This window comes from Bombella favorum, from assembly GCF_014048475.1.
GTDB lineage: Bacteria > Pseudomonadota > Alphaproteobacteria > Acetobacterales > Acetobacteraceae > Bombella > Bombella favorum.
In genome coordinates, this window is the sequence record NZ_NWUS01000001.1 from 795,970 (window position 1) to 821,492 (window position 25,523).

The window sequence follows — 25,523 nt, forward strand, 5'->3', positions numbered from 1 at the left end:
GGACTATTCCATTTTTTAGGGGAAGTTTGGAGCGGATGAGGGGAATCGAACCCCCGTATGCAGCTTGGGAAGCTGCCGTTCTACCATTGAACTACATCCGCTTTATGGGGGTCCTTATACTGGCAGGCTGTGTGCCATGCAATCCCCTTTTCGTAGAGTTTTGCAACATGGCATCATTGCTTCTCCTTGACGCTCCCTCCCACCAGGCGCATAGTCGAGGTGTAGTGCCGCTGAAAGGTGGCCTTCCCTCGTGATTTGATAGGCCGGCTTGCGGCGAGGTAAAAGAACATGCGCTAAAGAGGCCCTGTTTCTCTCCCGTAGAATCAGGACTTCATACGGCCTCCATCCTAATCGGGCAGGTCGTCTTGTAGCCCTGCCTCTTCAAGCTGGAGGAACCCATGCCCTCTACCGACCAGTCCTTCCTCTCCTCCTGCCGCACTGACACACGTCTGCTGCACGAGGCCCGCAACCGCACCGAACATGGCGAAACGTCCGACGCCATCTTCCCAACATCCGGCTTTGTCTATGACAGTGCGGAACAGGCTGATGCCACCTTTGAAGGCACAATTCAGCACCTCCAATATTCCCGCTATGGCAACCCCACAGTAGATGCGCTTCAGGATCGCCTCGCCCTGTTAGAAGGGGCCGAAGCCTGCCAGACAACATCCACCGGCATGGGAGCTGTCTCCTGTGCCCTGCTCGCCCAACTGAAGGCCGGTGACCGTGTCGTGGCCAGCAGTGCCCTCTTTGGCTCCACACACTGGCTGCTGGACTCGCTGCTCCCCGGCTACGGGATTGAAACCGTCATGCTGGATGGTACAGACCCCAAAGCATGGGAAGAGGCTCTCTCCAAACCTGCGCAGGCCGTGCTGATTGAGACACCTTCCAACCCAATGTTGGATGTGCTGGATATCCGCCATATTGCGGACCTCGCCCATAAGGCTGGGGCTGTCTTCATGGTTGATAACGTCTTTGCTACCCCTGTTGGCCAGAAGCCGCTGGAGCTCGGTGCGGATGTCGTCATCTACTCCTGTACCAAGCATATTGATGGTCAGGGCCGTGTGATGGGTGGGGCCATTCTGGGCAGCAAAAAATGGATCACCGAGACACTCCAGCCCTTCGTCCGTAATACGGGCAATACACTCTCCCCCTTCAATGCGTGGGTTCTCTCCAAAGGGCTGGAAACATTACGTCTGCGTGTAGACGCCATGGCCCGTAATGCGGCCCGTGTTGCCGATGCCCTGAGCGAGCTGCCCGGCGTTACGTCTGTCCGCTATCCCGGTCGTAAAGACCATCCCCATGCCGACCTCGCCCGCAAACAGATGAGCAATGGCGGCACGCTAGTGGCCTTTAGCGTGGCCAATGGCCGGGAAGGCGCTTTTGCCTGCCTCAATGCATTTCGCCTCATTGCTATCTCCAACAATCTGGGGGATGCCCGTAGCCTTGCCACTCATCCTGCTACGACCACCCACCGCAAACTAACACCGGAGCAGCGGGCCGCTCTGGGTATTACGGATGGGTCAATCCGTTTCTCGGTCGGGTTGGAAGATGCGGAAGACCTGATTGAAGACCTCCGCCGTGGTGCCGAAGCCGCCCTGAAAGCCGGTAAATAATCTCCGTGGTCGTGCAGCCCTTCACGCTTTCTCCCCGGGCGGGACGTGACGGGCTGCACCACGACAGATTACACATTTCCTGAATACCAAGAGGGGAAAATCCCCCAGCCCTGACAGAATGACCTGACAAATCGCTATAATGATTCTAAGTAGGGGCCCATGTCCGATAATTCCCCCCCTCCGGAAGACCCTATGGTCGAGACGGAAACCCTCGAGATGGAACCCATAACGGCCCTGCCTGCCTTCACGGCCCGGACTGGGGAGATAACTGTCAATGTCCGCCCCTTCTGGGTTGATGAACATTCCGACCCGGAAGAGCATCGTTATGTCTGGCTCTATCATGTTCTGATCGAGAACAAGGGTAAGGAGAGCATCCAGCTTCTCTCCCGCAGCTGGACCATCACAGATGAACGTGGCGGGCGGGAACAAGTGCATGGCGAGGGCGTAGTAGGCGAGCAACCCATCATTGCGCCAGATAGCAGCTACCAATATACATCCGGCGCTGAGCTCAAAACACCCAGCGGCTTCATGGAGGGCATCTACCATATGATCGCTCCAACCAGTGGTCACCGTTTTGATGTCACCGTGCCCGTTTTCAGTCTGGACAGCCCCCACCATATGGGCATGACCCACTGACGAACCCGTAAAGAAGGACTGACCATCTTGAACGCCCCTCACGCCCGCCCCAAACGCAAACGCATTGCCGCCCTTCTTCTGGCGGCGGGACGTGGGCGGCGTTTCTCTGCCAGTGCCACGCAGGAGCAGGCCAGCATTAGCAAGCAGTTCCATCTTCTGGCGGGCCAGCCGGTTATCCGACATGCCGCTCTGGCCCTCTTGCCACATGTGGATGTCCTCCAGCCGGTCGGCAATGACCCGCTCTTGCCCGAGGCTCTGGCAGGACTAGATGTCCGCCCCCCGGTCGAGGGTGGTGCAGAACGTCATGATAGCGTGCGGGCTGGGCTGGAGGCTCTGGCCAAGTTGCCAGAACAACCAGATATCGTCCTCGTGCATGATGGTGCCCGCCCCTGCGTGCCTGCTGCTGTCATCGCCCGCACCCTTGAGGCTCTAGAAAGTTTTGAAGGCGTCATCCCCGCCCTACCTGTCAGCGATACGTTGAAGAAGGTGGAAGGTGGCGTCATCACGGGGACAGTCCCACGGGAAGGCCTCTGGCGTGCCCAAACCCCGCAGGGCTTTTCCTTCCCCCTGCTGCGGGACCTGCATGACCGCCACCGCACAGCCCTGACCGACGATGCTGGCCTGCTGGAGGCAGAAGGTCACAAGGTGGCAATCGTCATGGGCTCGGAAGATAATATCAAACTGACCGTTACGGAGGATCTGATGCGGCTTGAACGTGTAATTGAGGACCAAAAGACCCAGCCTGTGCAGGCACCCGTTCTTCTGCCCCGTGTCGGTCTGGGCTATGATGTTCATGCCTTCGCTGAAGGCCGCAAACTCATCCTCTGTGGCATCGAGATACCCCATGAGAAGGGTCTTGCCGGTCACTCCGATGCGGATGTGGGCATCCATACGCTCTGCGACGCTATCTATGGTGCGCTGAATGAGGGTGACATCGGTCGCCACTTCCCCCCCACGGATGAGAAATGGCGTGACATGGATTCTGCCCGCTTCCTCATCCATGCTGGGGACCTTATCCGCTCCAAAGGGGGGATGCTGGTTAATGCGGACCTGACGATCATCTGTGAACGCCCGAAGATCGGCCCCCATGCCAAAGCCATGTGCGCCCGCCTTGCCGAACTGCTGAAGGTTAATCCTAGCCGCATTTCTGTTAAAGCCACGACCTCCGAGCGTCTGGGCTTTACAGGGCGGGAAGAAGGCATCGCAGCTACGGCTGCCGTCAGCATCATGGTGCCAGACAGCGGGGAGTAAGGCACTCTCCTAAAAGATCATCAAAAAAAGCCCTTCTGGCCGTAATGCCAAAAGGGCTTTTTTCTTATCAGCCGTTCAGCGCCCTACCCTGCGCCAGATGTAAAAAACGGAGTGCATCGGCAATATCCGTATTCCGCTTCTCCAGCAATGTGGCCAACTCTTTATCATGACCCCATTTTTCCAACTGGCGATATTCATCCGCATGGGCCAAATGCACGGCTTCATCAAAACTGACGACATCATACACCAAAGCCAACGGCAGAAGCAGGCTACCCGTGATGGGCACCATCACACCTAGAGCGGCCAGAATAAGTGGCTCCCGTGCGGCAAGGTACCGCTTCAGAGCCTCTTTATAAGTTTCTGGCTGTGTTAGCGGCATGAGGCCATCCGTCATGGCAGGATGCAGCCCCTGCTCCGCCGCCCAATCCCGGATGCGGGCTACCACCCTCTCATCCTGTGCGGCACTCTGATAGCAAAGATTGTCATCAATGCCATAAGCATGCAGGGCGGCTTCCATAGCGGCACGATCAGGCAGGATACGCTCGATATAGCTGCCCGCAATACGTGTCAGGGCCAGATCATCAGGGGTAAACTGCGCCCCTACAGCAATCTGCTTCCATTCCTCCGCAAGGGCCTGCGCCAGAACGGGTGATGTCACAGCCAGAAGCCCCCCAGCAGGCAGCTTGACGGGGCGGCCATCCAGCAAAGGCCCTTGCTGGCCCTCTTCACCAACCGGCCCCACTGTTACCTGCTTCCAGAACCGCTTGTGGAACTGCGCCATGACGCCGTCCTTTCTTTCTCTGTTCAGTTACCACCAAGGCCGAGGGCACGCAGCAGGTTACCTGCTTTGCTGGTGCTGCCCTCATCTCGTGCAGGCAGGGCTAGCCCCTTCCGCCCGGCACGGGCCTGCTGCACAGCATAGGCGCAGGCATCATTACCAAAGTTCGCTGTGTTCAACATGGCCTGATCCTTCCCTTGCGCCCCAATATGGAACGTATCTTTCTGCCCGGAAAGAACCAGCGGAGTGGAGAAGTCCGCACCCACAAGAGTGACATGCGGTACAAGCTGGAGCGTATAGCTCATGTCATCCAACTTCATCGTGCCTTGCCCAATGACGGAAAGATGCTTCACTTCCAAAGCCATATCATCGAAATGCGCCTGCCCGTGATCAAACCTCACCGTTCCGGCTAGGCAGCGCAATCCCATCGTGCCGGACCCCAACTTCAACAGGCTGGCCCCAGGCCCTGCCAGAGGTGCAAGAACATCTCGGTGAACACGACCATCCACAAGTGAAAGGCCCATTTTGCCAGCCAGCCCCTGCCACAGGGCCGCAGACTGTGCCCCTTCCGTGCCAATAGCACCATCTAGCTGCACAGGCCCCTCAAACATCATGTCCTGCCCTAGCAAGCTTTGCACCCAGCCAGCGGGCAGGATGAACGGGCTGGCCTTCATGCCCATCCGCACAGGGTCCTGAGAGCCATCCAGCACAATCTCCCCCGAGAGAGGCACATCCTGCACACTGCCCTCCAGCACGGACAAGCTCAGTCGCCCTTCCAGCCCTAAAAGATGCAGATGCAACCCCTGATAGGCAATCCCCGCTACATTCAGCCGATCAGCCATCACATCAATATCTGACGGTCTAGTCGCCATTCCTCCAAACCACTGGGTCAGAAGCCCTGTGGGGGTCTTTCCATTAGCAGGGGTTATCTCTGGTTTCTGCGCCACCTGTGATTTGTCTTCAGACTGATTGATATCAGCCGGTGATGTGGTTTCGGTTGGCGTCATAATAGGGGCGTACGTAAAGCGGTCCCCATCCACATGGGTCAGGTGCAGTTTAGCCGTCAGCCCAGCTTCTGGCTGAACAGGAAGCTCAGCTGACACTGTGCCGCCAATTTCCTGGCTCTCAAACTCCACATCTTGAACAGACAAGGATGACACACCGGCATCCTTCACCGGCCCTATGACAAGCTGTCCCTGCACATGGCCATCATGCACCAGCAGGCCGGATAGCCCCCTGATATCGGGCAGCTGGAGCAACGCCGCCTGACCAGAGAGGGACAGAGTACTCCCCTGCGGGCCGACCTGCCCCTGAAGATCAAAGGATACATGATCCTGTCTGGCATCTGTTTTAGCGGCATCATTGCGGTTGAACAGGCTAGATAATGTCCTGTCCTGCCCCTGTACGTTCACTTTCAGCCCAACGGAAGCCGGCTCCCGACTAAAAGCGGCGACCCGTGCCTGCTGGAGGCTTTCTGCCTCGCCATGAAAGAGCCATGCATAACGCCCCCAAGCCGCCTGCCCCTGCAGCACAAGCGGCGCCTGCGCACTGTCTGCATCAATTTGGATATCACTCAACTGAAGAGGCGCTGCAATATGCCACACTCCCGCAGGCAAGTTGATACTGCCCAGATGGACATGAATCTGGTCCGGCACCAGCCGGCCCGGCACGTGGAGCAGAGCATCCGTCAGGGCCATATCGGCCCCATTTGTAGCAGCGGCAGTAGAACGCACCTCATCATCGCTATGGAAACGGATCGTACCTTCCAATTGCCCAAGGTCAGCCGGAAGCGCATGAGGGAAAAGATGCCTCATGCCCTGTAAGGACGACCAACGCCCCGAAAGGGTAAAGTTCACGCCTTGCAGATGATGAGCATCCCGCATGACACCATCCAGCGTAGCATGATCCTGATGCTCGCCCTCTCCCAGCGTCATGCCCAGACTAAAGGCCCACGGGTCTTTCTGCTCTGCCTTAGCCGATACCAGCCGGTTGAGCGGCCCCACCCGCCCCCGCAGCGTAAAGGGCGTATGGTCATGTGTGCCCTGCAAGTCCACCCACGGGCTAGCACTGCGCATTCCTGCCAGGTCCAGACTATCAATATGGAGATGCCCCCCCGCAGGAACATGGCCATCTGATAAATCATCCTGCCATGAAAGTTCTGCGTTTGTCAGGTGCAGCCCGCCGAAGCTGACTTTCCAGCGGGGGCTAACCCGGCCATCGTGACCCGGCAGAACCACCGCGCCTTTATCCTGCGAGATCATAGGCAGCCATGTGGAGCAGTCTTTCTCACTGGCCCGATGCAGCATGATGCCTGCTCCCTTCACCGTAAATTGCTGAAAGGAAATTTCCCGGTTCAGGATGGCGAGCAGGGACATATCGGCATGGACAGAACGAGCCGCCACAAAAGGCGTACAGCCCGGGCGGGTCAGCACCACATTAGTCGCCTGAAAAGATGGCCAAGGCAGAAGCTGGAAGGAGGTTTCCCCCATCTTCAGTTCCAGGCCTGTCTGACGCTGGAAAACTTCCTTGACGCTCTGACGCAACCTGTTCTGGTCTATCAGAAACTGCGGAGCAAGGCTTATGCCCGTCAGCACCACTATCAGCCCGATCAGGATTGCTGCCAGCTTCTTCATCTGCCTGTTGTCCTTGTTCTCTTAATCCGCAAGAAGGCCTGCTGCCCTTGCCAGCCTGTTACCGTGTCCGGCGTGGTGCCGGTGTATCCCCCGCAATGAAACCCAACATCTGGAAGGTCTCACGCATATGGGGCGGCAAAGGAGCAGCTACCTGCAACCGTCCCCCTGCCGGATGTGGGAAATCCAACATCCGAGCATGAAGATGCAGCCTATCGGGGAAACCTTCCACATGGGCCGTTTCGCCGCCATAGCGGGGGTCCCCAAGAATGGGGGTGCCCAAACTTTCTGTATGAACACGCAACTGATGGGTACGCCCCGTCCAGGGGGACAGGGCCAGCCAACTGAAGCGCTTGCCAGTGGCATCCAGCGTTTCATAAGAGCTCTTGGCACTCATCGCATCCTCCTCCCCACGAGAGACAGGAACGATAAGCGAGGCTCCGCCTGCTCCAACCTTGGCTAGTGGCTGGTCGATCACACCTTCGGCCGGGCTGGGCCGCCCGACGACCACCGCCCAATATGTCTTGCTAACATCCCGCCCCCGGAAAGCCGCTGCCAGTTTGGCCGCCACACCGGGGGTACGGGCCAGAAGCAGGATACCGGATGTATCACGGTCAATACGATGGACAAGACGGGGCTTATCCCCGCCTTCCGGCCGCAGGCCCTCCAACATCATGTCCACATGAACGGTAATACCGGGGCCGCCCTGTGTTGCTAGACCGGATGGCTTGTTCAGCACGATCAGATGATCGTCCTCATAAATAATCATGTCCCGCAGCTGTTGAACCAAAGCCGGATTAGGCGGTGGCGGTGGTGCGGGGCGGCTCTGGTCTGGCAGCGGCGGGATACGGATGCTCTGGCCGGGATAAAGCCGCTTGTTAGGCTGTACACGGCCCCCATCAACCCGCACCTGCCCCTTACGGCACAGCTTCTGCAAGCCGCCCTGTGTCAGATTAGGATAATGACGACGGAACCAGCGGTCGAGACGCAGATCGGCCTCATCCTCGCTGACAATACGATTCTCTACACTCATGACTGGCGAGATGCCCGTTTCTGCGCCAACATGTCCAGCCGTTTCCTGATTCTTTCTTCAAAACCACGATCAACCGGTTTGTAAAGGGTCACTCTTTCCATGCCATCGGGAAAATAATTCTGGCCGGAAACGCCATCTTCACAATCGTGATCATACTCGTAGCCCTTCTTATACCCCAGCTCCTTCATCAAGGCCGTAGGAGCATTGCGAATATGGGCGGGTGGCATGAGGCTACCCGTCCGCTTCGCCAGAACGCGAGCCTCGTTATACGCTTTATAAACAGCATTAGATTTGGATGCGACTGCCAGATGGACCACCACCTGCGCCAAGGCCACCTCTCCCTCCGGAGAACCAAGCCGCTCATAAGCAGCCGCCCCAGCCTGTGCCAAAGGCAGGGATGTCGGGTCAGCTTCACCAATATCCTCACTAGCAAAACGGACGAGGCGGCGGGCAATGTAGCGGGGGTCCTCGCCTCCTTCCAGCATCCTAGCAAACCAGTAAAGACCGGCATCCGGGTCACTCCCCCGCAAAGATTTATGCAGGGCAGAGATCAGATTGTAATGTTCGTCCCGATCCCTGTCGTAAAGGACAGGCCGCCGGGATAGGGACCGGGCCAGCTCATCCGGCCCCAGAGGCGATGCCTCACTTTTTGTCAAAGATAGAAGCTGCTCAACCATGTTTAGCAGATAACGGCCGTCTCCATCCGCCATGGCCCGCAGAGAGGTCCGCCCCTCATCCGTCAGCGGCAACGGTCTTCCAGTCTCATGCTCTGCCCGCACCAGCAACTGCTCCAGCGCAGCGTCATCCAACCGATGCAGCACGAGGACCTGACAACGCGACAGGAGGGCGGAGTTCAACGTAAAAGACGGATTTTCCGTTGTTGCACCTACCAGTACTACCGTTCCTTGCTCCACATAGGGCAGGAACCCATCCTGCTGGGCACGATTGAACCGGTGTATCTCATCAACAAACAGCAGCGTACCCCGCCCCGTAGCCTCGGCCTTGCGACGGGCTTCATCAAACGCTTTTTTCAGATCTGCAACACCGGAAAACACAGCAGAAATCTTAGTATAAAAAAGCCCCACCCGTTCTGCGAGCAACTGAGCAATAGTCGTCTTGCCACAGCCCGGCCCGCCCCAGAGAATCAAGCTGGAAAGATGGCCACTCTCCAGCATGCGGGTCAGCGTACCTTCTGGCCCTAGAAGATGGGTCTGCCCCTGCACATCATCCAGCGACTGCGGGCGCAAACGGTCCGCCAGCGGCTGGGTTCCCGTCCCACGGCGTGATGAGGAAGATGCTGGGCGGCCGGCTTCCTCATCACGCTGGGGAGCCCCCTTAGATGAGGGACCACCAAAGAGGTCCGGCATAGTATCCGCCATCATCATCTCTCCTGCCTTTCCCCGGGCCTTATCAACCCTGGGCCACCCTCTTACTCAAACAAACGCCGCAGCCCACCGGGCAACAGAGCTGCAAACGGGTTAACATGCATCTGCGGCTTATCCAAACTGCCATCCAGCTTATAGGTCATCGCCATGATGCCACTACCTTTTCTGGCCCCAAAGACACTTCCAGCTGCCTGATTGATCCCGAAAAATGGGGAGATAGTTCCCTGCATCTGCACAGTGGACCGCCGGAAGTCCAGCTGCCCTTTCATAGTTGCCCCGAGAATGGGATTATTGATCTGAGCATCGGCCAATTCAAGCTGCTCTCCAGCCACCTTAAAGGCGGCCCGCAGGCGGACATCCTCAAACCGTTTACGGGAAATCTGCCCCCAATGCAGAGGCGCTGCCAGTGTAGCAATAACAAGCACCGCTGGCGGATTTTCCAACGTCAGATGATCCAGCTTCACAGTTCCAGCAAACGGTGGCAACCCAAGACCAAGCCCCATTGTACGCTCTGCACTGGTCACATTGGCACCGGCCGGGACAGGCTGGCAGCGTCCTTCCAGAGCAACTGCTCCCCCGATAAGCTTGTCGTAAACATCCAGAGAAGCCAGTAGCTTGCCAAGATCAGCAATGGCAAATCTGACATCCAGCACCCCTATCCGGTGAGCATCCGGCACGAGGTCGAAACTAATGGCAGGCTGTGCCACATGCAGAGAAGCCCCCTGAAGCCGCTGCGCTGCCCAATGAAGATTGGCTGAGACACGACTAGCTGTCTGCTCCCTACCATAAATCATCCGGTCAGCCCGCAACCCGATAGCCCAGATACCCGCTGGTAGAATAGCCTTTCGGGGCACATCAACAGATGGCCGCCCATTTCTTTCCGGCATTGGTCGGACATGAGGCGATTGTACCTTCCCAGCGGCATGGCTGCCCAGCCAAGGGGTGATATCCAACGTGCTAGCCTGAACGGAAATCTGATAACGCTGGTCATCAGGCGTCCCATTCTTCAGCGGCCAGTCCACTACAGCACTGCCAAGCGTCCGCCCCAACTGGAAACGGGTAAGGCTGATCCCTCCCAACTGGCCGGACCGCACCCGCCCTTCAGCCTGAAGGGCCAGTTGTGGACCATAAGCCTTTATACCGTCCAAGCGGGTTATATGCCCATCCTGCCATGCAATACCCGCTTGAAACCCAGCCGCCACCCCAATTGGCTTGCGCCAAAAATGCGCGCGGACCCCCAACCCTCTGAGGTCCAACTGCACCGCCGCCGTCTCCTTCTTATGCCCGGGGCCCTCACCATATTGGCTATAGACAACATGCCCCTGCCCTCTGCCCTGCATCACGGAATCCTGCGTCAGGGTCATAGGTAGCCCTAGACTACGAAACTCTTTCGGCCCCAGAGGGGCTGTCAGGTCCGCTTTCAGCAGCAAGCGGCCCGGCATATTGGCCTGGAAACTATCGAACAGATTGCCTGTTACCGTCACGCCACGGAACTGGGCACTGCCCTGTATGGTCAACCCGACATCGGTAAGAGAAAAATGCCCATTCCCCTGCTGAAGACGCCCAAAAGATGGCACGGCAAACCAGACATTCTGAAAGTCAAAATCCGCTCCGAAATCGACATTCTTCATCAGAACATGATTCTTGAGAGGCAGCTTTAGCGACAGCGTACCCTTCAACTTACCCCCTGTCTCCGCTGGATTGACCGGATGCCGGGACAGAAGATTAAGCCGTGGGTAAGATAGAACAGCAACGAAAGACGGAAGAGCCCCTTCCAGCCCCAATGAGAATTCACCCGTCTGCTCTCGCTCCAGCAAGTCGTTAAGAACGATATGCCCGGTCGGCACAGTTACTGTGCCCCCTCTGCCATCGGCTAAATGCCCATGCTGCACATCGATCAGCAGCCGGTCATTATCAACAAAATGGGCATAGGCATCCTCCCCTGTAACCTGCGGCATACCCTCCAGCCACGTTACATTCAGGTTATGGCCTGTCAGCTCCCCGCCTAGCTTGCGGACATCCAACCCATCGAAACCGGTGTCGCTCGTAAAATAAAGCTGGAGCCTTAGATTCTCACCACGACCGGCCGTCATGTTGGTCGTCATCCAGCGGCGGGCCCCACGGGCTGTACCATCCGGCCAGACGCTCGCCAGTGTCGCAAAATCAAACTCTGGAACGGTGCCATCCACCATCATTTCCATAGTCTCGGGATGGCCCGGATGACCAAAATTACCATGAACATCCAGAAGAAAAGGTACCGTCCTACCAATAGAATCCAGAGCTTTCAGGTCTGTATGCAGTGTGAGCACCAGAGCCCCTGTCTGCCCTGCCTCCAAAGGTTCCAAATGGAAGGAAGACTGCCCGGAGGAGACCCGGAAGGGAATCTTGCCGGGTCGGTCAATTTCACCCGTACCAGCAGTAATCTCACCGGCTACATGATCAAAGTGACCAAATAGACCCCAGCCATTCAGCTGACCTTCCAGATGAAACGCCAGAGGTAGGTTTGGAATGGCCATACCCCGTTTCTGTGCTGGAGAAAGCGGTAGCCATGCCGCCAATGCCGGAAAACGAACAGAAGAAAGATTCAACTGCCAGCGGGTATGCTCCTCCCCCTCTGGGTTCATTGTTCCTGTCAGATGAACCGTGGAATCGCCCGGGCCAGCCCCCAGACCATCCCCCTGAATAAACGCCTCCATCTCTCCCTGCCAGCCGCTCCGCTTGGCGTAATCAGCCTTCAGCTTTGGCAGGTTCACAATCAGAGCTGAGGCTGGAGCGGCCTCATCCTTGATGGTCAGGTTGATATCCTGAAGATCAAGATGATAGGGCATGACAGAGGCCAGCGGTAGCGTAGCACCGCTACCTTGATGGTGTGTGCCGTACTTCATACGGCCAAACTGGATATGCCCCTCGGCATCCCGGAACGCCACAAGGCGCAATCCCTGAACATCCAACGACCGTAGACCCACCTGCCCATGCAGCAAGCTGGCCAGCCGGAAAACAACCCCGACATGGTCAAGCTGCTGCTCTGGCATGTCTGCAATGGTCTCGTCCGCAGCTCCACCCTCGGGGCTGACCCGGTAATGGACATTCTCGAGACTCAACAGAATTTTTGATGAATGACCGTTCTTTCTCGGTCTCCATGACAGAGCCATGCGCTCCCAGCTAAGCTCTCCCCCGCCCAGATGGGTCAGAGCTCCACCCCAGCGATGGGATAGCCCCGTCACGTCCAGAGGGCCTTGCGCGAGCCGCCCGAGAAGCAGAGCCACCACCAGCAGCAGCCCTACTAGCGGTACTAACAGCCCTAAGGCCACACGGCGCAGGATTGTCTGCCATCTCATGTCACGATACCCCGGGAAAAACGCATATCAGGATGCCTTGAAACAGAAAAACCCTAGACAGAAGGCCACCTGATAGGGCCAGACAACACAGAACCCGGCTTATATACCCGCTCCCGAACGGTCGCAGAGCAACGGAGGCCTGCTAGCCAAGCTGGGCCAGAGCCTCCTGCACCCAAGCCACATGCTGAGCCGGGCGCACCTTCCGCTTGAAAGCAGCAATACGCCCCTCAGCATCAATCAGGAAGGAGCTGCGCTCAATACCCATGAACTCCCGCCCATAAAGTTTCTTCTTAACCCACACGCCATAGGCTTCAGCCAATGTATGCTCTTGGTCCGACAGTAAGGTGAAGCTCAGCGCCTGTTTCGTGATGAATTTTTCCAGCGCACCCACGCCATCGGGGCTAACACCCAGCACCTTAAGCGCGCCACCACCGGGGATACGCAGCTCAGCCAAATGATCACGCAGATCACAAGCCTGCGTGGTGCACCCCGGTGTAGAAGCCCGTGGATAGAAATAGAGCAGATACGGTGCCCCTTGGAGAGCTTTGCTGCTCACCGTCTCCGCCCCAGCAGGCCCCATACCTTCCAGCTCGAAATCAGGGGCCGGGCTACCAGCAGCCAACACCCCGCCATTATCTGAAGCCATTTTTCCCTGTGTCATACTCTTAATGCTCCGCATTGTTAGGCTGGTCGTCGTGGGAAACGCTGCCATCCCCCACGGAATCATCGGGGCTGTATGGTTGGTCTGGCACTGGCTTTCCCTCCGCACCGGCATGGCCAGCACCATGAGTACTACCATCCAACGCTGCCCCCGGCACAGGCTGAGCCTGTGGTCGGGCGGGGGGCTTGCCCTTGAGAAAGGGACTAAATCTCTGGAACCCAGCAGGCGGCTGGAAACGGTCTGCCGGTATATCCTCATACCGCACAGAAATGGCTTGCAAGTGCCCCTGCAACCCATCTGCATCTACACCATCCTCGGCGAGAATAAGGCCATCCTCCGTTACGCAAGCCGTGGCCTTACCTCGGGGACTGTCTATAGACCATTCCTGACAAGGCACATCAGCGATCCGTTTCATGCCACCTGCATGGTAGGTCATATCCAGACTGAGCAGAAACGTATTATGCAACCCATGCATCGGGCGGAACTGGATGTAACGCTGCGCCTGCATACTGATGAGCGTCATGATCTGATTAGGGCGGTCCAGAATGGTGGCACTCTGTCCATCATCCGGGTCGATCCGCAAACGATCCCCCGAGGCAGCAAAAGACACCGCCACCTGATGCACTGGCCCGGCCTCTTGCCCTTTCCCCGGCAGGACTTCTGTTTGGAAACGATATGTCACCACGGCATCCCGTGTTGGAGCAAGCGGGGGATGATCGGCTGGCGGGGCAGCCTTGGCTGTACCACTGACCAGCGCAATAGCGGCCCCAAGACCAGCGGCCATGATGCCGCCTCCGGGCCACGACCTCGCCTTATCCCGCTTCTGCAAAGCCTCCCTGATACGCCACCGCATCCACATATCTCCCACTATTCCATCCGTATATCGGTATCAGACTGTCTCTAATCTGAAGATAAATGGCAGCATAACAGACCACGATAGCAGAGCCAGAGAGAAAATACTGACCGACCAACGATGCCAGTCAAAGCCCTACATCAGGCCTTCTAACTCCGGCTTCAAGGCTTCGAGACTGATATCCCCCGGCCAACGGGCAGGGTGTTGCATGGCAACATCAAGCTGCTGCCTGTAAGCTGCAAAAGGCACCCCCACACAACCCAGACTAGCCAGATGCGGGGTTACATATTGCGTATCCAGCAGACGATAGCCGCCTTGTTTCAAGGCGGCTATCAAATGTACCAATGCAATTTTGGAGGCATCCCGCACATGGGAGACCATACTCTCCCCAAAGAACGCCCCCTGAAGGGAAACACCATACAATCCCCCCAGAAGTGCCCCACTTTCCCGGTCCCGGACCTCCACGGAATGAGCATGCCCCATACGGTGTAACTCCCCATAGAGCTGGCGGATGCGCCCGCTAATCCATGTTTCTGTGCGAGTGGACGTCAGGCGGGCACAGGCTTGCATCATGCCGTCAAAATCTTCATCACTGCACAGACGATACTGCCCAGCCATGACAGTACGCATAAGCCGCCGAGGCAAAGCCGGTTTATCCAACGGGATGATGCCTCGCTCCTGCGGGCAGAACCATTCCAGCTCATCGCTCTGCTCGTCCGGGGCCATGGGGAACAGACCTTCCCCATAAGCACGCAAAAGCAGTTCAGCTGTGATAAGCTCCATTGGTCAGCCTTTCATACAGAGACGCCGAATCATGTCCAACAGCCCCTCTTCCTCTCCTTCATCACAGACCTATGTCTATACGATCGCTCTGGCTCTGTCCTTTCTACTACAGCTTGTCTGGCCTGCGTTAAGACCGCTCATGGATGTTATGCGAGTCCTCACTCTTCTAGGGATTCTCATTTTTGGGCCGCTAGAACTGTATCAGCTCTTCCGCACCCGCCGGGGCTGAACCTCCACAAAAAAAGAAAGGCGGCCCCATAGGAACCGCCTTCTTCCTATTTATCTATCCGCTAGGTAACGGACGAGAGAGCACCGCTCTTCAGGCACCCGGGTGAGCACCCCGATAAGCCTCGGCAGCTTCTCGCACGGCATTACCATGAGTACGCTCCAGCCTACGAATGGTAAAATGTGCCTTGGCCAAAGCCCGGTAATGGGCAAGAAAGGCCGAGTTGATGGCCGCACCACAGAGGGCCCCAGCCACCGGCACCATCTGGGCTGCCAGCTTGCGGGAAAGTGCCATGCCATAATGCCCCGCCACCTCGGCCATCAGCATCACAAGGGGCTGCCCCCGCATCAAGCCACGGGCGGCAAAAAAGCCCAGCTCACCCTCCCCTGTCTGTTCCCCAATGCCCCGCAAGGCAAACACTTCCAGGCAAGCCCGACGTGTCTCCTCGCTCTGCAAGTCTTCGCCATTTTCCTGCGCAATGGCGGCAATCTCTCGCATGATAGCGAGCGTGGTAAAGCCGACATCCGGTGCCATACTCATGAAGCCACCAAAGCCCCCCGCCGCACCAGAAACCGCCACAGCGGCCTGTATCAGATTCTCACGCCTTGCCCCGGAAGCACCACCACCTTTACGGCCTAGACCAAGAATGGAAATGCGGTAGGCTTGATCCAGTGCCGAACTAGCAAGATTCTGGAGCTTTTCCTGAAGGCCCGGCGCGAGGGAGAGCCCCTGCAGACCGAGATGCGCAGCACGCCCGACAGCTCCGCCCATCAGGTCACCCAGACGAGCCAGCGTACCTCGGCCTTTCTCCACACCATCCAGCACGGCATGAAGCTGGGCTAGGGCTTCCGTATCAAGGTCCTGAGACAGGAAACTCGCACTGGGTACATGCTCCTTGCGCTGTTCCGTCATCGTTTGAATCTCCTCATGTCCAGAGCGGGCCGCCCGAGCGGACCGGTCCGTAATTACTGCGCTTTTTCCCACTGCCCCTTACGGGTCAGATAGGCAAATTCTTCCTCTGTTACCGGGGCAACAGAAAGGCGAGACTGCTTAAGTAGTGCCATACTCTCCAAAGCTGGGTCCGCCTTGATCTCCGCCAACGAGATGGGATGACGAAACGCTCCATCGGCTTTTACATCCACACAGACCCAGCGGGGATCATCGGCGGTCGGGTCTGGGAAAGCTTCCTGCACAACCTCTACCACACCCACGATGCGCTTTTCCGTCACAGAATGATAGAACAGAGCCTTATCACCGCACTTCATGGCCTTCAGATTATTGCGGGCCTGATAGTTCCGCACGCCTGTCCACGGTTCGACAACATTCTTCACCTGCTCATCCCATGAAAAAGAGGCCGGCTCTGATTTGATCAGCCAAAAGGCCATGCGTCACTCTCTCCCTATTTTCTGGGCCGGGACGTTCGGTCCTTCCGGCCTCTGTATGTGCAGCCATATCATGTACGACCGGTCGCTTTACAATGCCTGACTTTGACGCTTTTTCAAGGCTGGAGGCGCCCTACTCTCCTCCATATGAACCATGAGGACATGACCACCACAAACGTAGTCCTATTTTTCATTTTTCTTCCTTTCGGGAAGCCGCCATACTCTCCCCATGTCTTCTTCCACCACCACAGTACCATCGAGACGATGGACGGGCAGTCCTGCCCGATTCCTGCATGTTACCCGTCCCGTCATCTTTCCATGCCTGTTCATTGGTCTAACAATACTGACTATAGGGTTAATCTGGGGACTATGCCGTGCCCCAGCAGACTGGCAACAGGGAGAGACGGTACGCATCATGTATCTGCACGTTCCCATGGCGTGGCTAGCCTCGGCAGATTATGTGCTGCTGGCTCTCTGCGGACTATTATGCATGGTCTGGCGGCATCCATTAGCTGGAATTATGGCTCTGGAGGCCGGACCGCTAGGTGCGACAGCGACTGCCCTGTGCCTCATCACCGGGTCACTCTGGGGGAAGCCGGGCTGGGGGACATGGTGGGTCTGGGATGCACGGCTGACCTCCATGCTCGTTCTATTCTTCCTCTATATCGGCCATATTCTGATCATACGGGCGTTTGATGACCCCGTGCGGGGCCAGCGGGCAGCGGCTCTTCTGGCGCTGGCCGGAGTGGTGGATCTACCCATCATCAAGTTCAGCGTGCAATGGTGGAACACCCTGCATCAGCCCGACAGCATCACCCTGACCGGGGCGCCCACCATGTCCATGAGCATGTTCTATCCCTTACTCATCTGTGCAACCGGCTTCACCCTAACAGGTATTGCCCTCTTGCTGATCCGCACCCGTGCTACCTTGCTGGAACGCCGTGCCCAGTCCCTCGCCCTGCGGGAGCCGCTGGTATGATACATCCCGCCCTCTGGCCCCCACATTGGGGCTTCGTGCTGGCCAGCTACGGGCTAGTTATCACAGTACTAGCTATCATGATTACCACCAGCCTTCTCCGCCTGCGGCGGGCTTCGCAACGGCTGACCCTCATGCAGCGTCTCCAAGACACAGCGGCAAATCCCGCCACGGGGCAGGAAAAAGATTAACACATAGCCCCACTGGCTTTAAACGGGAGACCATGGCTGCATCACTTCCCTTCACCCGCCGCAAGGCCGGACGGTTCTGGATCATTCTGGCCTGCCTGCTCTGCCTTGGCAGTGCGGTAGGGTTGGTCCTCAATGCGCTCTCCAGCACTATTGTCTTTTTCATGGCCCCTTCGCAGGTAGTGGCCCATCCTCCGGCCCCAGCCCAAACCATCCGGCTGGGCGGTATGGTTGTAGCGGGCTCTCTCCATACCGGCAAAACCGCCAACAACACGCCAGAATCCCGCTTTGACGTGACAGACGGACAGGCTGCCGTCACCGTACAATATCGGGGTATTTTGCCGGACTTATTCCGAGAGGGGCAGAGTGTTGTCGCCCTAGGCCGCTATGATGGACATGACTTCACAGCCAATGAAGTTCTTGCCAAGCATGACGAAACCTACATGCCCAAGGAAGTGGCTGATGCCCTCCAAAAGAGCGGCCGATGGGACCCCCGTTTCGGCCCGCCACCGGATACTGCCAGCTGGAACAGCATGACCACTCCGCCCCCTGCCCCGCAGAACAAGCAAGGAGCTGCGGAATAACATGGCCACGCTGGCGACCATTTTCTGCCCGGAAGGCGGACATTTTGCTCTGGCCCTGGCCTGCGCATTGGCCTTCATGCAGGGTATCCTGCCACTGATCGGCCTCCGCCGAGCAGAGAGCCCCCTCATCACTCTGGCCCGCCCTCTGGCACTTAGCCAGTGTCTTGCCCTGCTCTTTGCTTGGGCCTGCCTTATCATTGCCTCTCTGGGGGATGATTTCTCCCTGAAGCTCATTGCCGAAACCTCGGCCATTAACAAGCCTTGGGCCTATAAGATTGCTGGTCTATGGGGCAATCATGAAGGCTCGCTGCTACTTTGGGTCACACTGTTAAGCCTGTGGTGTGCAGGGCTGGCCCTGCTACCCGCCCCAACCACAGCCCGACCGGAAGCATTGCCCCCCCGCCTGCGGGCCCGGATTCTAGCCTTGCTAGGACTGGTGGGAGCTGGCTTCTCACTATTCTGCCTAACGGCCTCCAACCCTTTCCTACGGCTCTGGCCTGTTCCAGCCGATGGGATGGGGATGAATCCGCTCCTTCAGGACCCCGGCCTCGCTGTCCATCCGCCACTACTCTATAGCGGTTATGTCGGCTTTGCCGTGCCCTTTGCCTTCGCCATTAGTGCGCTACTGGAAGGAAAAGCTGATGCGCTCTGGGCCCGGTATATGCGTCCTTGGGTCATCAGCGCATGGGCGTTGCTAACACTGGGCATCACGCTGGGGTCGTGGTGGTCCTATTCCGTACTGGGCTGGGGAGGATACTGGTTCTGGGACCCGGTGGAAAATGCCGCCCTCATCCCGTGGCTGACGGGTACGGCCCTTCTTCATAGCGTTCTGGTCGTAGAAAAACGCAGCCTACTGCAAGGCTGGTGCCTACTGCTGGCCATTGCTACCTTTGCCTTCTCCCTCTCCGGGACATTCCTTGTCCGGTCGGGTATTCTCAATTCCGTCCATGCCTTCGCTAATGACCCAGCCCGGGGGCTATTCATTCTGGGGCTGCTGGGCCTGTATGGCGGGGGCAGCCTACTGCTCTTTGCCATCCGTGCCCCGGCCCTACCCTCCCCACAAACAGGCTTTTCCCCACTCTCCCGTGAAGGGGCTTTGCTGCTCAACAACATCCTGCTTTGCACACTCTGCGCTGTTGTGCTCACGGGGACGCTCTATCCGCCCTTCATGCAGCTGCTCTTTGGCCGTACCCTCTCCGTTGGTAAACCCTTCTTTGATGCTACGACCATTCCACTCACCCTGCCCCTTCTGGCCATCATGGGGGTGAGTGTGGCTCTACCATGGCGGCAGGCTAGAACGGACAAACTCCTACCCCGTCTAGCCCCGGCTTTACTCGTCACTGCCGGGAACATCCTGCCTGCATTCTGGCTGTTCCCCACACCTCTGGCTGCTTTTTCTGCCCTGCTAGCCCTGTGGGTCATCAGTGCGGCTCTCTGTGACCTCATCCTCCGCCTACGTAGCTTACCAGTAGGGGACCGAAAGCTTCACCACCTGCCCCGTAGCCTCTGGGCTGCAAGTCTTGCCCATATCGGTGTGGGTGTGACCATCCTTGGCTTATGCGGCATGGCAGGTAGTCAAGAACGTCTCATAGAGGCCAGACCCGGCACCCATACCACATTAACCGGACGCGACTGGGAACTCACAGCACTGACAGCCCATCACGGCCCCAATTACGAAGCTGTGGAAGCACATTTAACCATCCGCCATCACAATGCCCACGGGCCGATCCTTGCCACACTGACGCCGGAAATCCGCCTCTTCCCACAACAGGGGCAGCGGACATTACATGTCGCCATTCTTCACCGCCCGCTAGAAGACCTCTATGCCGCCCTTGGCAGCGTGAAAGAAGAGCATGACCCGCAAGGGCAGAGCCATTACACGGCTATTCTACGCCTGCATGAAAACCCCTTGGCCTCATGGATATGGCTAGGTGGCATTATCATGGCCCTTGGGAGCGGGCTGCATCTTCTGCCCGCCCGGCGGCGTCTACTGCGCATGAAAAGGCAAGTGCAAGCATGACACTCACACGCCGCCATCTTCTCGCTGCCCTGCCCGCTCTGGGAGCTGCTGGGCTGGGAGTGGGCTTTGTCCGTATGCTACATGGGCTGAATCAGGGGCATTTTGACCCCAGAGCCATCAATACCCCCCTGACAGGCCGACCCGTTCCCGACTTCCCTGCTCTGCCACCACTATCTGATACGCCCTCCTCCCCGCCCGGTCTGACCCGTGGGGACTTCCAGAACATAAAACAACCGATTCTACTCTTCATCTGGGCCTCATGGTGCTTGCCCTGCGTGGAGGAGATACCCTTCATCCGCCACCTCGCCACCTCGCTGGCCATTCCTCAAAGCAGCCATACTGCCCCGCTGGCCCTCTGGGGCCTCTGCTATAAAGATCACCCCACCCAAGCCGCCCATTGGCTGGAACAGGCAGGCCACCCCTTCACCCGGCTTGGTATGGACCGGGAAGGGCAAGCCGCCATCGACTGGGGCGTAACCGGCGTGCCAGAAACCTTCCTCATCATGCCCGACCCACAAACGGGAGGGCGTATTGTCTGGCATGGAACAGGTAGCCTGACCGACACTCTCTATCAGGCCCATATTCACCCGCAGCTGGAGACGGTACCATGAAGAGGCTCATTTTCGCCCTCCTCCTGCTTCTCTTTTCCATCCCTGCTTGTCTAGCTGTGGATACACCCGATGAGATGCTGCCTGACCCAGCCCTTGAGCAAAAAGCCCAGCAGATCGGCCAACAGCTTCGCTGTCTTGTGTGCCAGAATGAAAGCATTGAGGAGAGTTCTGCTCCTTTAGCCAAAGACCTGCGGCACATCGTCCGCCTGCAACTCCAGCAAGGGCGTTCCCCGAAGGACATCGAGGCATGGATGGTTCAACGTTATGGGGAGTTCATCCGCCTGCGGCCTTCTTTCTCCGCCGTGACGGCTCTACTCTGGCTTATGCCTATTCTCAGCCTTATGGTGGCTCTACTGCTGGTGCGCCGCCTTTGGCATCGTTCTGCCTCCGCCCCTGCCCCCCTAACCCCGGAAGAACACCGCATTCTGGACAGCCTGCTGAAGAAGGACTGACCCTATGTCATTTCTACTCATTGCTCTTATCTGCCTGTTCATAGGGCTGCCTATCGGCCTTAGCCTCATCGTGCGCCTCCGGGTATCCGGACAGACAGAGGACCCAACGCTCGCCCTCTATAAACAGCGCCTAAACTCGCTGGAGCGGGATAGACAGGCTGGCCTGTTGGAGAAACAACCTTATGACACTGCCCGTATTGAAACAGAACGGGAGATCCTCAATCACATTTCTATCCCTCCCCAAAGCTTGTCTGGCACTAGCAACATTCACAAGCTTCTCGGTATCGCCACTCTCCTCCTCATCCCGTTATTGGCCCTGCTGCTTTATGCCATCAATGGGCAGCCCTTCTTTGGGCCGCAGCCTGCCAATCAGATTCCAGCCTCGGCATTCCAGACATCACCCATCAGCCCACCGGCCAGCACCATGACACCCGCCACGGTGCCGCAGGATGGCAAGCCATGAGGTCCGGCCCCTTTTCCCGCCTGACCCGCACCGCTGCCACCCGGCTGGATAATGTTACACATGCTCTGCCCCAACGCAGCCTGAGTGCCTGCCCCTGCTGCCACCAGCCGATACAGAATACAGCCAGCCTTTGCCCCCACTGCCAGGCAGAAAAACATTATGGCCCTGTGAGGCGGGAAAGCCTGCTCTGCGCCCTCTGTGGGCTAGCCTTAATCCTCGGTCTCACCCGGCTGCTCTTTCCCCAACTCTTCGCACCCTTCTCCCTATGGGTAATTCCACTCATGCTGGCAGGGCTGGCGGCGGGGTTTATCTTCGCTCAGTTCCGCTTTGCCGGGGACCGGTGGCTACGCCCGAACAAAAGGTAAAGACGGGTTCCTTTTACCCCCCCATCATCCTATCATTTGTCCTGTTTCCCAGCCCGCTACAAGTCCGGAGGATCAATACCCATGTCCGCTACGTTTTCGTCCCATTCCGTCACCCAGCGTGGCATGGCGGTATTGAATGACCCCTTGCTCAACAAAGGTACGGCTTTCCCGTGGGAGGAGCGTACGGCTCTAGGGCTGCATGGCCTTCTGCCCCCCGGCATCCACACGCTGGAAGAACAGGTTGAGCAGGCTTATGCCAACATCATGAGTGGAACAGATATTCTGGACCGGCATGTCCGCCTCCGTGCCATTCAGGACAGTAACGAAACCCTCTTCTACGCCCTGTTACAAAAGCATCTCACGGAACTCATGCCCGTTGTATACACACCGGGCGTCGGACAGGCCTGCCAAGAATTTTCCAAAATCTGGCAGAAACCACGGGGAATTTTCCTCTCCGCGGCCGACAGGGGGCATATGGCGGACCGTTTGGCCGCCATCCCCAATAATGATATCCGCCTCGTCATCGTCACTGATGGAGAGCGCATCCTCGGGCTGGGTGATCTCGGAGCCAACGGCATGGGTATTCCCATCGGCAAGATCGCCCTCTATACGGCCTGCGCCGGGATCAATCCGGCCCTGATGATGCCCATTACGCTGGATGTCGGGACGGATAATGTCACGCTCCGAAATGACCCCACCTACATAGGCAGCCGCAGCCCTCGCCTGCGGGGGCAGGATTATGCGGATTTCATTGAGGAATTCGTCACGGCCCTTCAGGCCCGCTGGCCGGACTGCCTCCTGCACTGGGAAGATTTCGCCGGGCGTAATGCGGCCCCACTACTCCAACGTTATCGGGACCGCCTTCCCAGCTTTAATGATGATATTCAGGGCACAGCAGGCATCGCCACGGCGGCCATTCTTAGCGGCCTGAAAGCCAAGGGGGAAACGCTGGAACAGCAATGTATTGCCTTTGCTGGCGGCGGTGCAGCGGGCATCGGCATTGCCGGGCTTCTCCTTGCCGCTATGAAGGCTGAAGGGTTGTCGCAAGAAGACGCTCTGAAACGCTTCTATATCGTAGATCGCAATGGCTTGCTGACCCACGATATGAAAGGACTAAGCGAGGGACAGGCCCTTTTTGCCCGGCAGGACGAAACAGCCCAGGATGGGCAGGGCCGTACTCTGGCAGACGTCATCAGTCAGAACCACCCCACCATCCTGATTGGCGTTTCCGGTCAAGCGGGCCTCTTCAAGGAGAGCATGATCCGGGAAATGGCCACATATTGCCCTCAGCCCCTCATCTTCCCCCTCTCCAACCCTACAAGTCATGTCGAAGCCACACCGATGGACATCCTGACATGGACGGCCGGACGGGCCATCGTCAGCACGGGCAGCCCCTTCTCCCCTGTTGAGATTGATGACCGCAGCATCGTCATCGACCAAACCAACAATTCCTACATCTTCCCCGGTCTCGGGCTGGGGGCACTGGCCTGCAAAGCAAAAAGCATCAGCGAAGGTATGGTTATGGCCGCAGCGCAGGCTGTGGCTGCTCTCTCTCCGATGCAGTCAGGCGGGAAAAACCTGCTTCCACCGGTTGAGAATATTCATGATGTTGCCCTGCGGGTTGCTGTGGCCGTGGCCCGACAGGCCCAGCAGGAACAGCTCTGCCCGCCTCTTGATGATGTCGCCCTGCGGGAGGCCCTAGCCGCCCTAAGCTGGCGGCCCCGTTATCAGCCTTATCAGGCAGCCTGACCCTTCCCTTTCACTTTAACTTCCAGCAGGACCCCTTCACTCATGGCAAACCGTACAGAAACCGACGGCCTCGGCCCGATTGATGTTCCCCAGACAGCCCTCTGGGGGGCCCAGACTCAGCGTTCGTTACGTTATTTCAGCATCGGGCAGGAACTCATCCCCCGTGAAATGATCGAAGCTTATGCGATTCTCAAGCGGGCCTGTGCCGTGGCCAACGCTGCCAGTGGGCGTCTTGCACAGGAGAAGGCCGATCTCATCATCCGCATCTGTGATGAGATTATGAGCGGCATGCATGACCGTCACTTTCCCCTTCATGTTTGGATGACGGGTTCCGGCACGCAGTTTAACATGAATGTTAATGAGGTCATCGCCAACCGGGCCAGCCAGATTACCGGCCAGAAACTGGGCAGCAAAAAGCCGCTGCACCCCAATGACGATGTCAACATGGCGCAATCCACCAACGACACCTTCCCTAGTGCCATGTACATCGCCAGTGCGCTGACGACCCATCGCCGTCTAATCCCGGCTCTGGAACGGCTACATGGTGCCATTGCCCATAAAGCAGCGCAATGGAAGCATATCGTCAAGGTAGGCCGGACACACCTTCAGGATGCTGTGCCCATTACATTGGGACAAGAATGGGAAGGCTATGCCGGGATGCTGGAAGATAACCTCCAGCGGCTGGAACAAGCCCGTGATGGGCTTTTCCCGCTGGCTCTAGGGGGGACAGCCCTTGGTACCGGTGTTAATACCGACCCGCAATTTGCCGCACGGGCCTGTAAGGAGATTGCCCGCCTCACCCATCTGGACTTCTCCAGCGGGGCGAATAAATTCGCTCTTCAGGGGGCGCATGATGCCTTAGTGCATCTCTCCTCCACCCTGCGGACATTGGCTGGCAGCCTCTTCAAAATCGCCAATGATATCCGCCTACTCGCTTGTGGCCCTCGGGCTGGTTTGGGTGAGCTGAACCTACCGGTAAATGAACCCGGCTCTTCCATCATGCCCGGTAAGATCAACCCCACACAGGCTGAAGCTCTGACGATGCTGTGCCTTCAGGTCATGGGTAATGATGTGGTCGTGGGGATGGGTGGTGCCGGCGGGATGCTGGATATGAACGCCTACAAACCTGTGATGATCCAGAACATCATGCAGAGCCTCACCCTGCTCCATGATGGCATGGCGAATTTCCGCTGCTTCCTCATTGAAGGCACAACCGCCAATGAGGACCATATTCGCAAGCAGCTGGACCATTCCCTTGTGCTGGTTACGGCACTATCCCCCAGCATTGGCTATGACAAAGCTTCGCAGGTCGCTCATCATGCAGTGGAACATGGACTAAGCCCCCGCCAGAGTGCGCTTGCCCTTGGCTTCATGACGGGTGAAGAATATGACCGGGTTGCTAACCCGAAACTGATGCTGCAGCCCAACATCACGCCCCCAAAAGCGTAACAGGAAGAACTGATACGCAAACAAAAAGGGCTTGGCGGAACATTCCACCAAGCCCTTTTTGTAACATAATCCAGCGGGTTCGGCTCACCTAGACCAG

24 protein-coding genes, 1 tRNA gene and 1 riboswitch are annotated in these 25,523 nt (G+C 57.7%); of the genes, 14 read left to right on the top strand and 11 right to left on the bottom strand.

Annotation, left to right across the window (positions count from 1 at the left end):
• Positions 1-27 precede the first annotated feature (27 nt).
• Positions 28-101 (bottom strand) — tRNA-Gly (locus CPA57_RS03605).
• A gap of 136 nt (positions 102-237) precedes the next feature.
• Positions 238-318: riboswitch (SAM riboswitch) on the top strand.
• An 80-nt stretch (positions 319-398) separates the two neighbouring features.
• Between CPA57_RS03605 and metZ the strand changes: the two genes are divergently transcribed.
• The 3 genes from metZ to ispF all read left to right on the top strand — a co-directional run bounded on the left by metZ (position 399) and on the right by ispF (position 3,500).
• Entirely contained in the window at positions 399-1,613 is a 1,215-nt protein-coding gene (metZ, locus tag CPA57_RS03610) for an O-succinylhomoserine sulfhydrylase (protein WP_182081465.1), read from the top strand.
• Positions 1,614-1,772: 159 nt separating this feature from the next.
• Positions 1,773-2,249, top strand: a complete 477-nt coding sequence (gene apaG / locus CPA57_RS03615) for a Co2+/Mg2+ efflux protein ApaG (RefSeq protein WP_077396507.1) — start codon at positions 1,773-1,775, stop codon at positions 2,247-2,249.
• A gap of 27 nt (positions 2,250-2,276) precedes the next feature.
• The gene (gene ispF, locus CPA57_RS03620) at positions 2,277-3,500 is read left to right on the top strand and encodes a 2-C-methyl-D-erythritol 2,4-cyclodiphosphate synthase (protein ID WP_182081466.1); all 1,224 of its coding nucleotides are present in this window, start codon (positions 2,277-2,279) and stop codon (positions 3,498-3,500) included.
• Between the two features lie 67 nt (positions 3,501-3,567).
• Here the strand turns inward: ispF and CPA57_RS03625 are convergent, their stop codons facing one another.
• From CPA57_RS03625 to aat, 8 genes are all read right to left on the bottom strand, one after another.
• The gene (locus CPA57_RS03625) at positions 3,568-4,281 is read right to left on the bottom strand and encodes an ATP12 family protein (protein ID WP_182081467.1); all 714 of its coding nucleotides are present in this window, start codon (positions 4,279-4,281) and stop codon (positions 3,568-3,570) included.
• A 23-nt stretch (positions 4,282-4,304) separates the two neighbouring features.
• A complete protein-coding gene (locus CPA57_RS03630) occupies positions 4,305-6,911 on the bottom strand; it encodes an AsmA family protein (protein WP_182081468.1) in 2,607 nt (868 codons plus the stop codon).
• Between the two features lie 58 nt (positions 6,912-6,969).
• Positions 6,970-7,941 (bottom strand): RluA family pseudouridine synthase, encoded by a 972-nt coding sequence (locus tag CPA57_RS03635; protein ID WP_077396503.1) that lies wholly within the window; start codon positions 7,939-7,941, stop codon positions 6,970-6,972.
• The gene (locus CPA57_RS03640) at positions 7,938-9,323 is read right to left on the bottom strand and encodes a replication-associated recombination protein A (RefSeq protein WP_407647562.1); all 1,386 of its coding nucleotides are present in this window, start codon (positions 9,321-9,323) and stop codon (positions 7,938-7,940) included. The genes CPA57_RS03635 and CPA57_RS03640 overlap by 4 nt, the downstream gene beginning before the upstream one ends.
• Positions 9,324-9,370: 47 nt before the next feature.
• Positions 9,371-12,664, bottom strand: a complete 3,294-nt coding sequence (locus CPA57_RS03645) for a YhdP family protein (protein WP_182081469.1) — start codon at positions 12,662-12,664, stop codon at positions 9,371-9,373.
• Between the two features lie 142 nt (positions 12,665-12,806).
• Entirely contained in the window at positions 12,807-13,325 is a 519-nt protein-coding gene (gene bcp, locus CPA57_RS03650; protein ID WP_229709214.1) for a thioredoxin-dependent thiol peroxidase, read from the bottom strand.
• Between the two features lie 4 nt (positions 13,326-13,329).
• On the bottom strand, positions 13,330-14,178 hold the full coding sequence (locus tag CPA57_RS03655) for a hypothetical protein (RefSeq protein WP_229709215.1): 849 nt from the start codon (positions 14,176-14,178) through the stop codon (positions 13,330-13,332).
• 135 nt (positions 14,179-14,313) lie between these two features.
• A complete protein-coding gene (gene aat / locus CPA57_RS03660) occupies positions 14,314-14,961 on the bottom strand; it encodes a leucyl/phenylalanyl-tRNA--protein transferase (protein WP_182081470.1) in 648 nt (215 codons plus the stop codon).
• A gap of 31 nt (positions 14,962-14,992) precedes the next feature.
• Here aat and CPA57_RS03665 point away from each other — a divergent pair, with 31 nt between their 5' ends.
• Entirely contained in the window at positions 14,993-15,190 is a 198-nt protein-coding gene (locus tag CPA57_RS03665; RefSeq protein WP_182081471.1) for a hypothetical protein, read from the top strand.
• A gap of 90 nt (positions 15,191-15,280) precedes the next feature.
• Here CPA57_RS03665 and CPA57_RS03670 read toward each other — a convergent pair whose 3' ends face one another.
• Positions 15,281-16,099 (bottom strand): EcsC family protein, encoded by an 819-nt coding sequence (locus CPA57_RS03670; RefSeq protein WP_182081472.1) that lies wholly within the window; start codon positions 16,097-16,099, stop codon positions 15,281-15,283.
• Positions 16,100-16,152: 53 nt separating this feature from the next.
• Complete coding sequence (locus tag CPA57_RS03675; RefSeq protein WP_182081473.1) at positions 16,153-16,572, bottom strand: EVE domain-containing protein; 420 nt, start codon at positions 16,570-16,572, stop codon at positions 16,153-16,155.
• Between the two features lie 226 nt (positions 16,573-16,798).
• Between CPA57_RS03675 and ccmC the strand changes: the two genes are divergently transcribed.
• The 10 genes from ccmC to CPA57_RS03725 all read left to right on the top strand — a co-directional run bounded on the left by ccmC (position 16,799) and on the right by CPA57_RS03725 (position 25,426).
• A complete protein-coding gene (ccmC, locus tag CPA57_RS03680; RefSeq protein ID WP_182081474.1) occupies positions 16,799-17,548 on the top strand; it encodes a heme ABC transporter permease CcmC in 750 nt (249 codons plus the stop codon).
• A complete protein-coding gene (ccmD, locus tag CPA57_RS03685) occupies positions 17,545-17,736 on the top strand; it encodes a heme exporter protein CcmD (RefSeq protein ID WP_182081475.1) in 192 nt (63 codons plus the stop codon). Before ccmC ends, ccmD begins: the two co-directional genes overlap by 4 nt.
• A 32-nt stretch (positions 17,737-17,768) precedes the next feature.
• Complete coding sequence (gene ccmE / locus CPA57_RS03690; protein WP_182081476.1) at positions 17,769-18,317, top strand: cytochrome c maturation protein CcmE; 549 nt, start codon at positions 17,769-17,771, stop codon at positions 18,315-18,317.
• 19 nt (positions 18,318-18,336) lie between these two features.
• Positions 18,337-20,337: a heme lyase CcmF/NrfE family subunit gene (locus CPA57_RS03695; RefSeq protein WP_407647563.1), complete on the top strand. Its 2,001-nt coding sequence runs from the start codon at positions 18,337-18,339 to the stop codon at positions 20,335-20,337.
• Positions 20,334-20,948, top strand: coding sequence for a thioredoxin domain-containing protein (locus tag CPA57_RS03700; protein WP_182081477.1), 615 nt, complete (start codon positions 20,334-20,336; stop codon positions 20,946-20,948). The genes CPA57_RS03695 and CPA57_RS03700 overlap by 4 nt, the downstream gene beginning before the upstream one ends.
• Positions 20,945-21,400 (top strand): cytochrome c-type biogenesis protein, encoded by a 456-nt coding sequence (locus CPA57_RS03705; RefSeq protein WP_182081478.1) that lies wholly within the window; start codon positions 20,945-20,947, stop codon positions 21,398-21,400. The genes CPA57_RS03700 and CPA57_RS03705 overlap by 4 nt, the downstream gene beginning before the upstream one ends.
• Positions 21,401-21,404: 4 nt before the next feature.
• Positions 21,405-21,863 carry a c-type cytochrome biogenesis protein CcmI gene (gene ccmI, locus CPA57_RS03710; protein ID WP_182081479.1) on the top strand — a complete coding sequence of 153 codons (459 nt, stop codon included), beginning with the start codon at positions 21,405-21,407 and terminating at the stop codon, positions 21,861-21,863.
• The gene (locus tag CPA57_RS03715) at positions 21,860-22,228 is read left to right on the top strand and encodes a hypothetical protein (RefSeq protein ID WP_229709217.1); all 369 of its coding nucleotides are present in this window, start codon (positions 21,860-21,862) and stop codon (positions 22,226-22,228) included. Before ccmI ends, CPA57_RS03715 begins: the two co-directional genes overlap by 4 nt.
• 81 nt (positions 22,229-22,309) lie before the next feature.
• Complete coding sequence (locus tag CPA57_RS03720; RefSeq protein ID WP_182081480.1) at positions 22,310-23,977, top strand: NAD-dependent malic enzyme; 1,668 nt, start codon at positions 22,310-22,312, stop codon at positions 23,975-23,977.
• A gap of 42 nt (positions 23,978-24,019) precedes the next feature.
• Positions 24,020-25,426 carry a class II fumarate hydratase gene (locus CPA57_RS03725; RefSeq protein ID WP_182081481.1) on the top strand — a complete coding sequence of 469 codons (1,407 nt, stop codon included), beginning with the start codon at positions 24,020-24,022 and terminating at the stop codon, positions 25,424-25,426.
• The last annotated feature ends 97 nt before the right edge of the window (positions 25,427-25,523 follow it).

Bases quoted from the DNA above. Each gene is read 5' to 3' on its own strand.
- metZ (WP_182081465.1), top strand. From the start codon at position 399: ATGCCCTCTACCGACCAGTCCTTCCTCTCCTCCTGCCGCACTGACACA.
- apaG (WP_077396507.1), top strand. From the start codon at position 1,773: ATGTCCGATAATTCCCCCCCTCCGGAAGACCCTATGGTCGAGACGGAA.
- CPA57_RS03625 (WP_182081467.1), bottom strand. From the start codon at position 4,281: ATGGCGCAGTTCCACAAGCGGTTCTGGAAGCAGGTAACAGTGGGGCCG.
- CPA57_RS03630 (WP_182081468.1), bottom strand. From the start codon at position 6,911: ATGAAGAAGCTGGCAGCAATCCTGATCGGGCTGATAGTGGTGCTGACG.
- CPA57_RS03635 (WP_077396503.1), bottom strand. From the start codon at position 7,941: ATGAGTGTAGAGAATCGTATTGTCAGCGAGGATGAGGCCGATCTGCGT.
- CPA57_RS03640 (WP_407647562.1), bottom strand. From the start codon at position 9,323: ATGATGGCGGATACTATGCCGGACCTCTTTGGTGGTCCCTCATCTAAG.
- CPA57_RS03645 (WP_182081469.1), bottom strand. From the start codon at position 12,664: ATGAGATGGCAGACAATCCTGCGCCGTGTGGCCTTAGGGCTGTTAGTA.
- bcp (WP_229709214.1), bottom strand. From the start codon at position 13,325: ATGACACAGGGAAAAATGGCTTCAGATAATGGCGGGGTGTTGGCTGCT.
- CPA57_RS03655 (WP_229709215.1), bottom strand. From the start codon at position 14,178: ATGCGGTGGCGTATCAGGGAGGCTTTGCAGAAGCGGGATAAGGCGAGG.
- aat (WP_182081470.1), bottom strand. From the start codon at position 14,961: ATGGAGCTTATCACAGCTGAACTGCTTTTGCGTGCTTATGGGGAAGGT.
- CPA57_RS03665 (WP_182081471.1), top strand. From the start codon at position 14,993: ATGTCCAACAGCCCCTCTTCCTCTCCTTCATCACAGACCTATGTCTAT.
- CPA57_RS03670 (WP_182081472.1), bottom strand. From the start codon at position 16,099: ATGACGGAACAGCGCAAGGAGCATGTACCCAGTGCGAGTTTCCTGTCT.
- CPA57_RS03675 (WP_182081473.1), bottom strand. From the start codon at position 16,572: ATGGCCTTTTGGCTGATCAAATCAGAGCCGGCCTCTTTTTCATGGGAT.
- ccmC (WP_182081474.1), top strand. From the start codon at position 16,799: ATGTCTTCTTCCACCACCACAGTACCATCGAGACGATGGACGGGCAGT.
- ccmD (WP_182081475.1), top strand. From the start codon at position 17,545: ATGATACATCCCGCCCTCTGGCCCCCACATTGGGGCTTCGTGCTGGCC.
- ccmE (WP_182081476.1), top strand. From the start codon at position 17,769: ATGGCTGCATCACTTCCCTTCACCCGCCGCAAGGCCGGACGGTTCTGG.
- CPA57_RS03700 (WP_182081477.1), top strand. From the start codon at position 20,334: ATGACACTCACACGCCGCCATCTTCTCGCTGCCCTGCCCGCTCTGGGA.
- CPA57_RS03705 (WP_182081478.1), top strand. From the start codon at position 20,945: ATGAAGAGGCTCATTTTCGCCCTCCTCCTGCTTCTCTTTTCCATCCCT.
- ccmI (WP_182081479.1), top strand. From the start codon at position 21,405: ATGTCATTTCTACTCATTGCTCTTATCTGCCTGTTCATAGGGCTGCCT.
- CPA57_RS03715 (WP_229709217.1), top strand. From the start codon at position 21,860: ATGAGGTCCGGCCCCTTTTCCCGCCTGACCCGCACCGCTGCCACCCGG.
- CPA57_RS03720 (WP_182081480.1), top strand. From the start codon at position 22,310: ATGTCCGCTACGTTTTCGTCCCATTCCGTCACCCAGCGTGGCATGGCG.
- CPA57_RS03725 (WP_182081481.1), top strand. From the start codon at position 24,020: ATGGCAAACCGTACAGAAACCGACGGCCTCGGCCCGATTGATGTTCCC.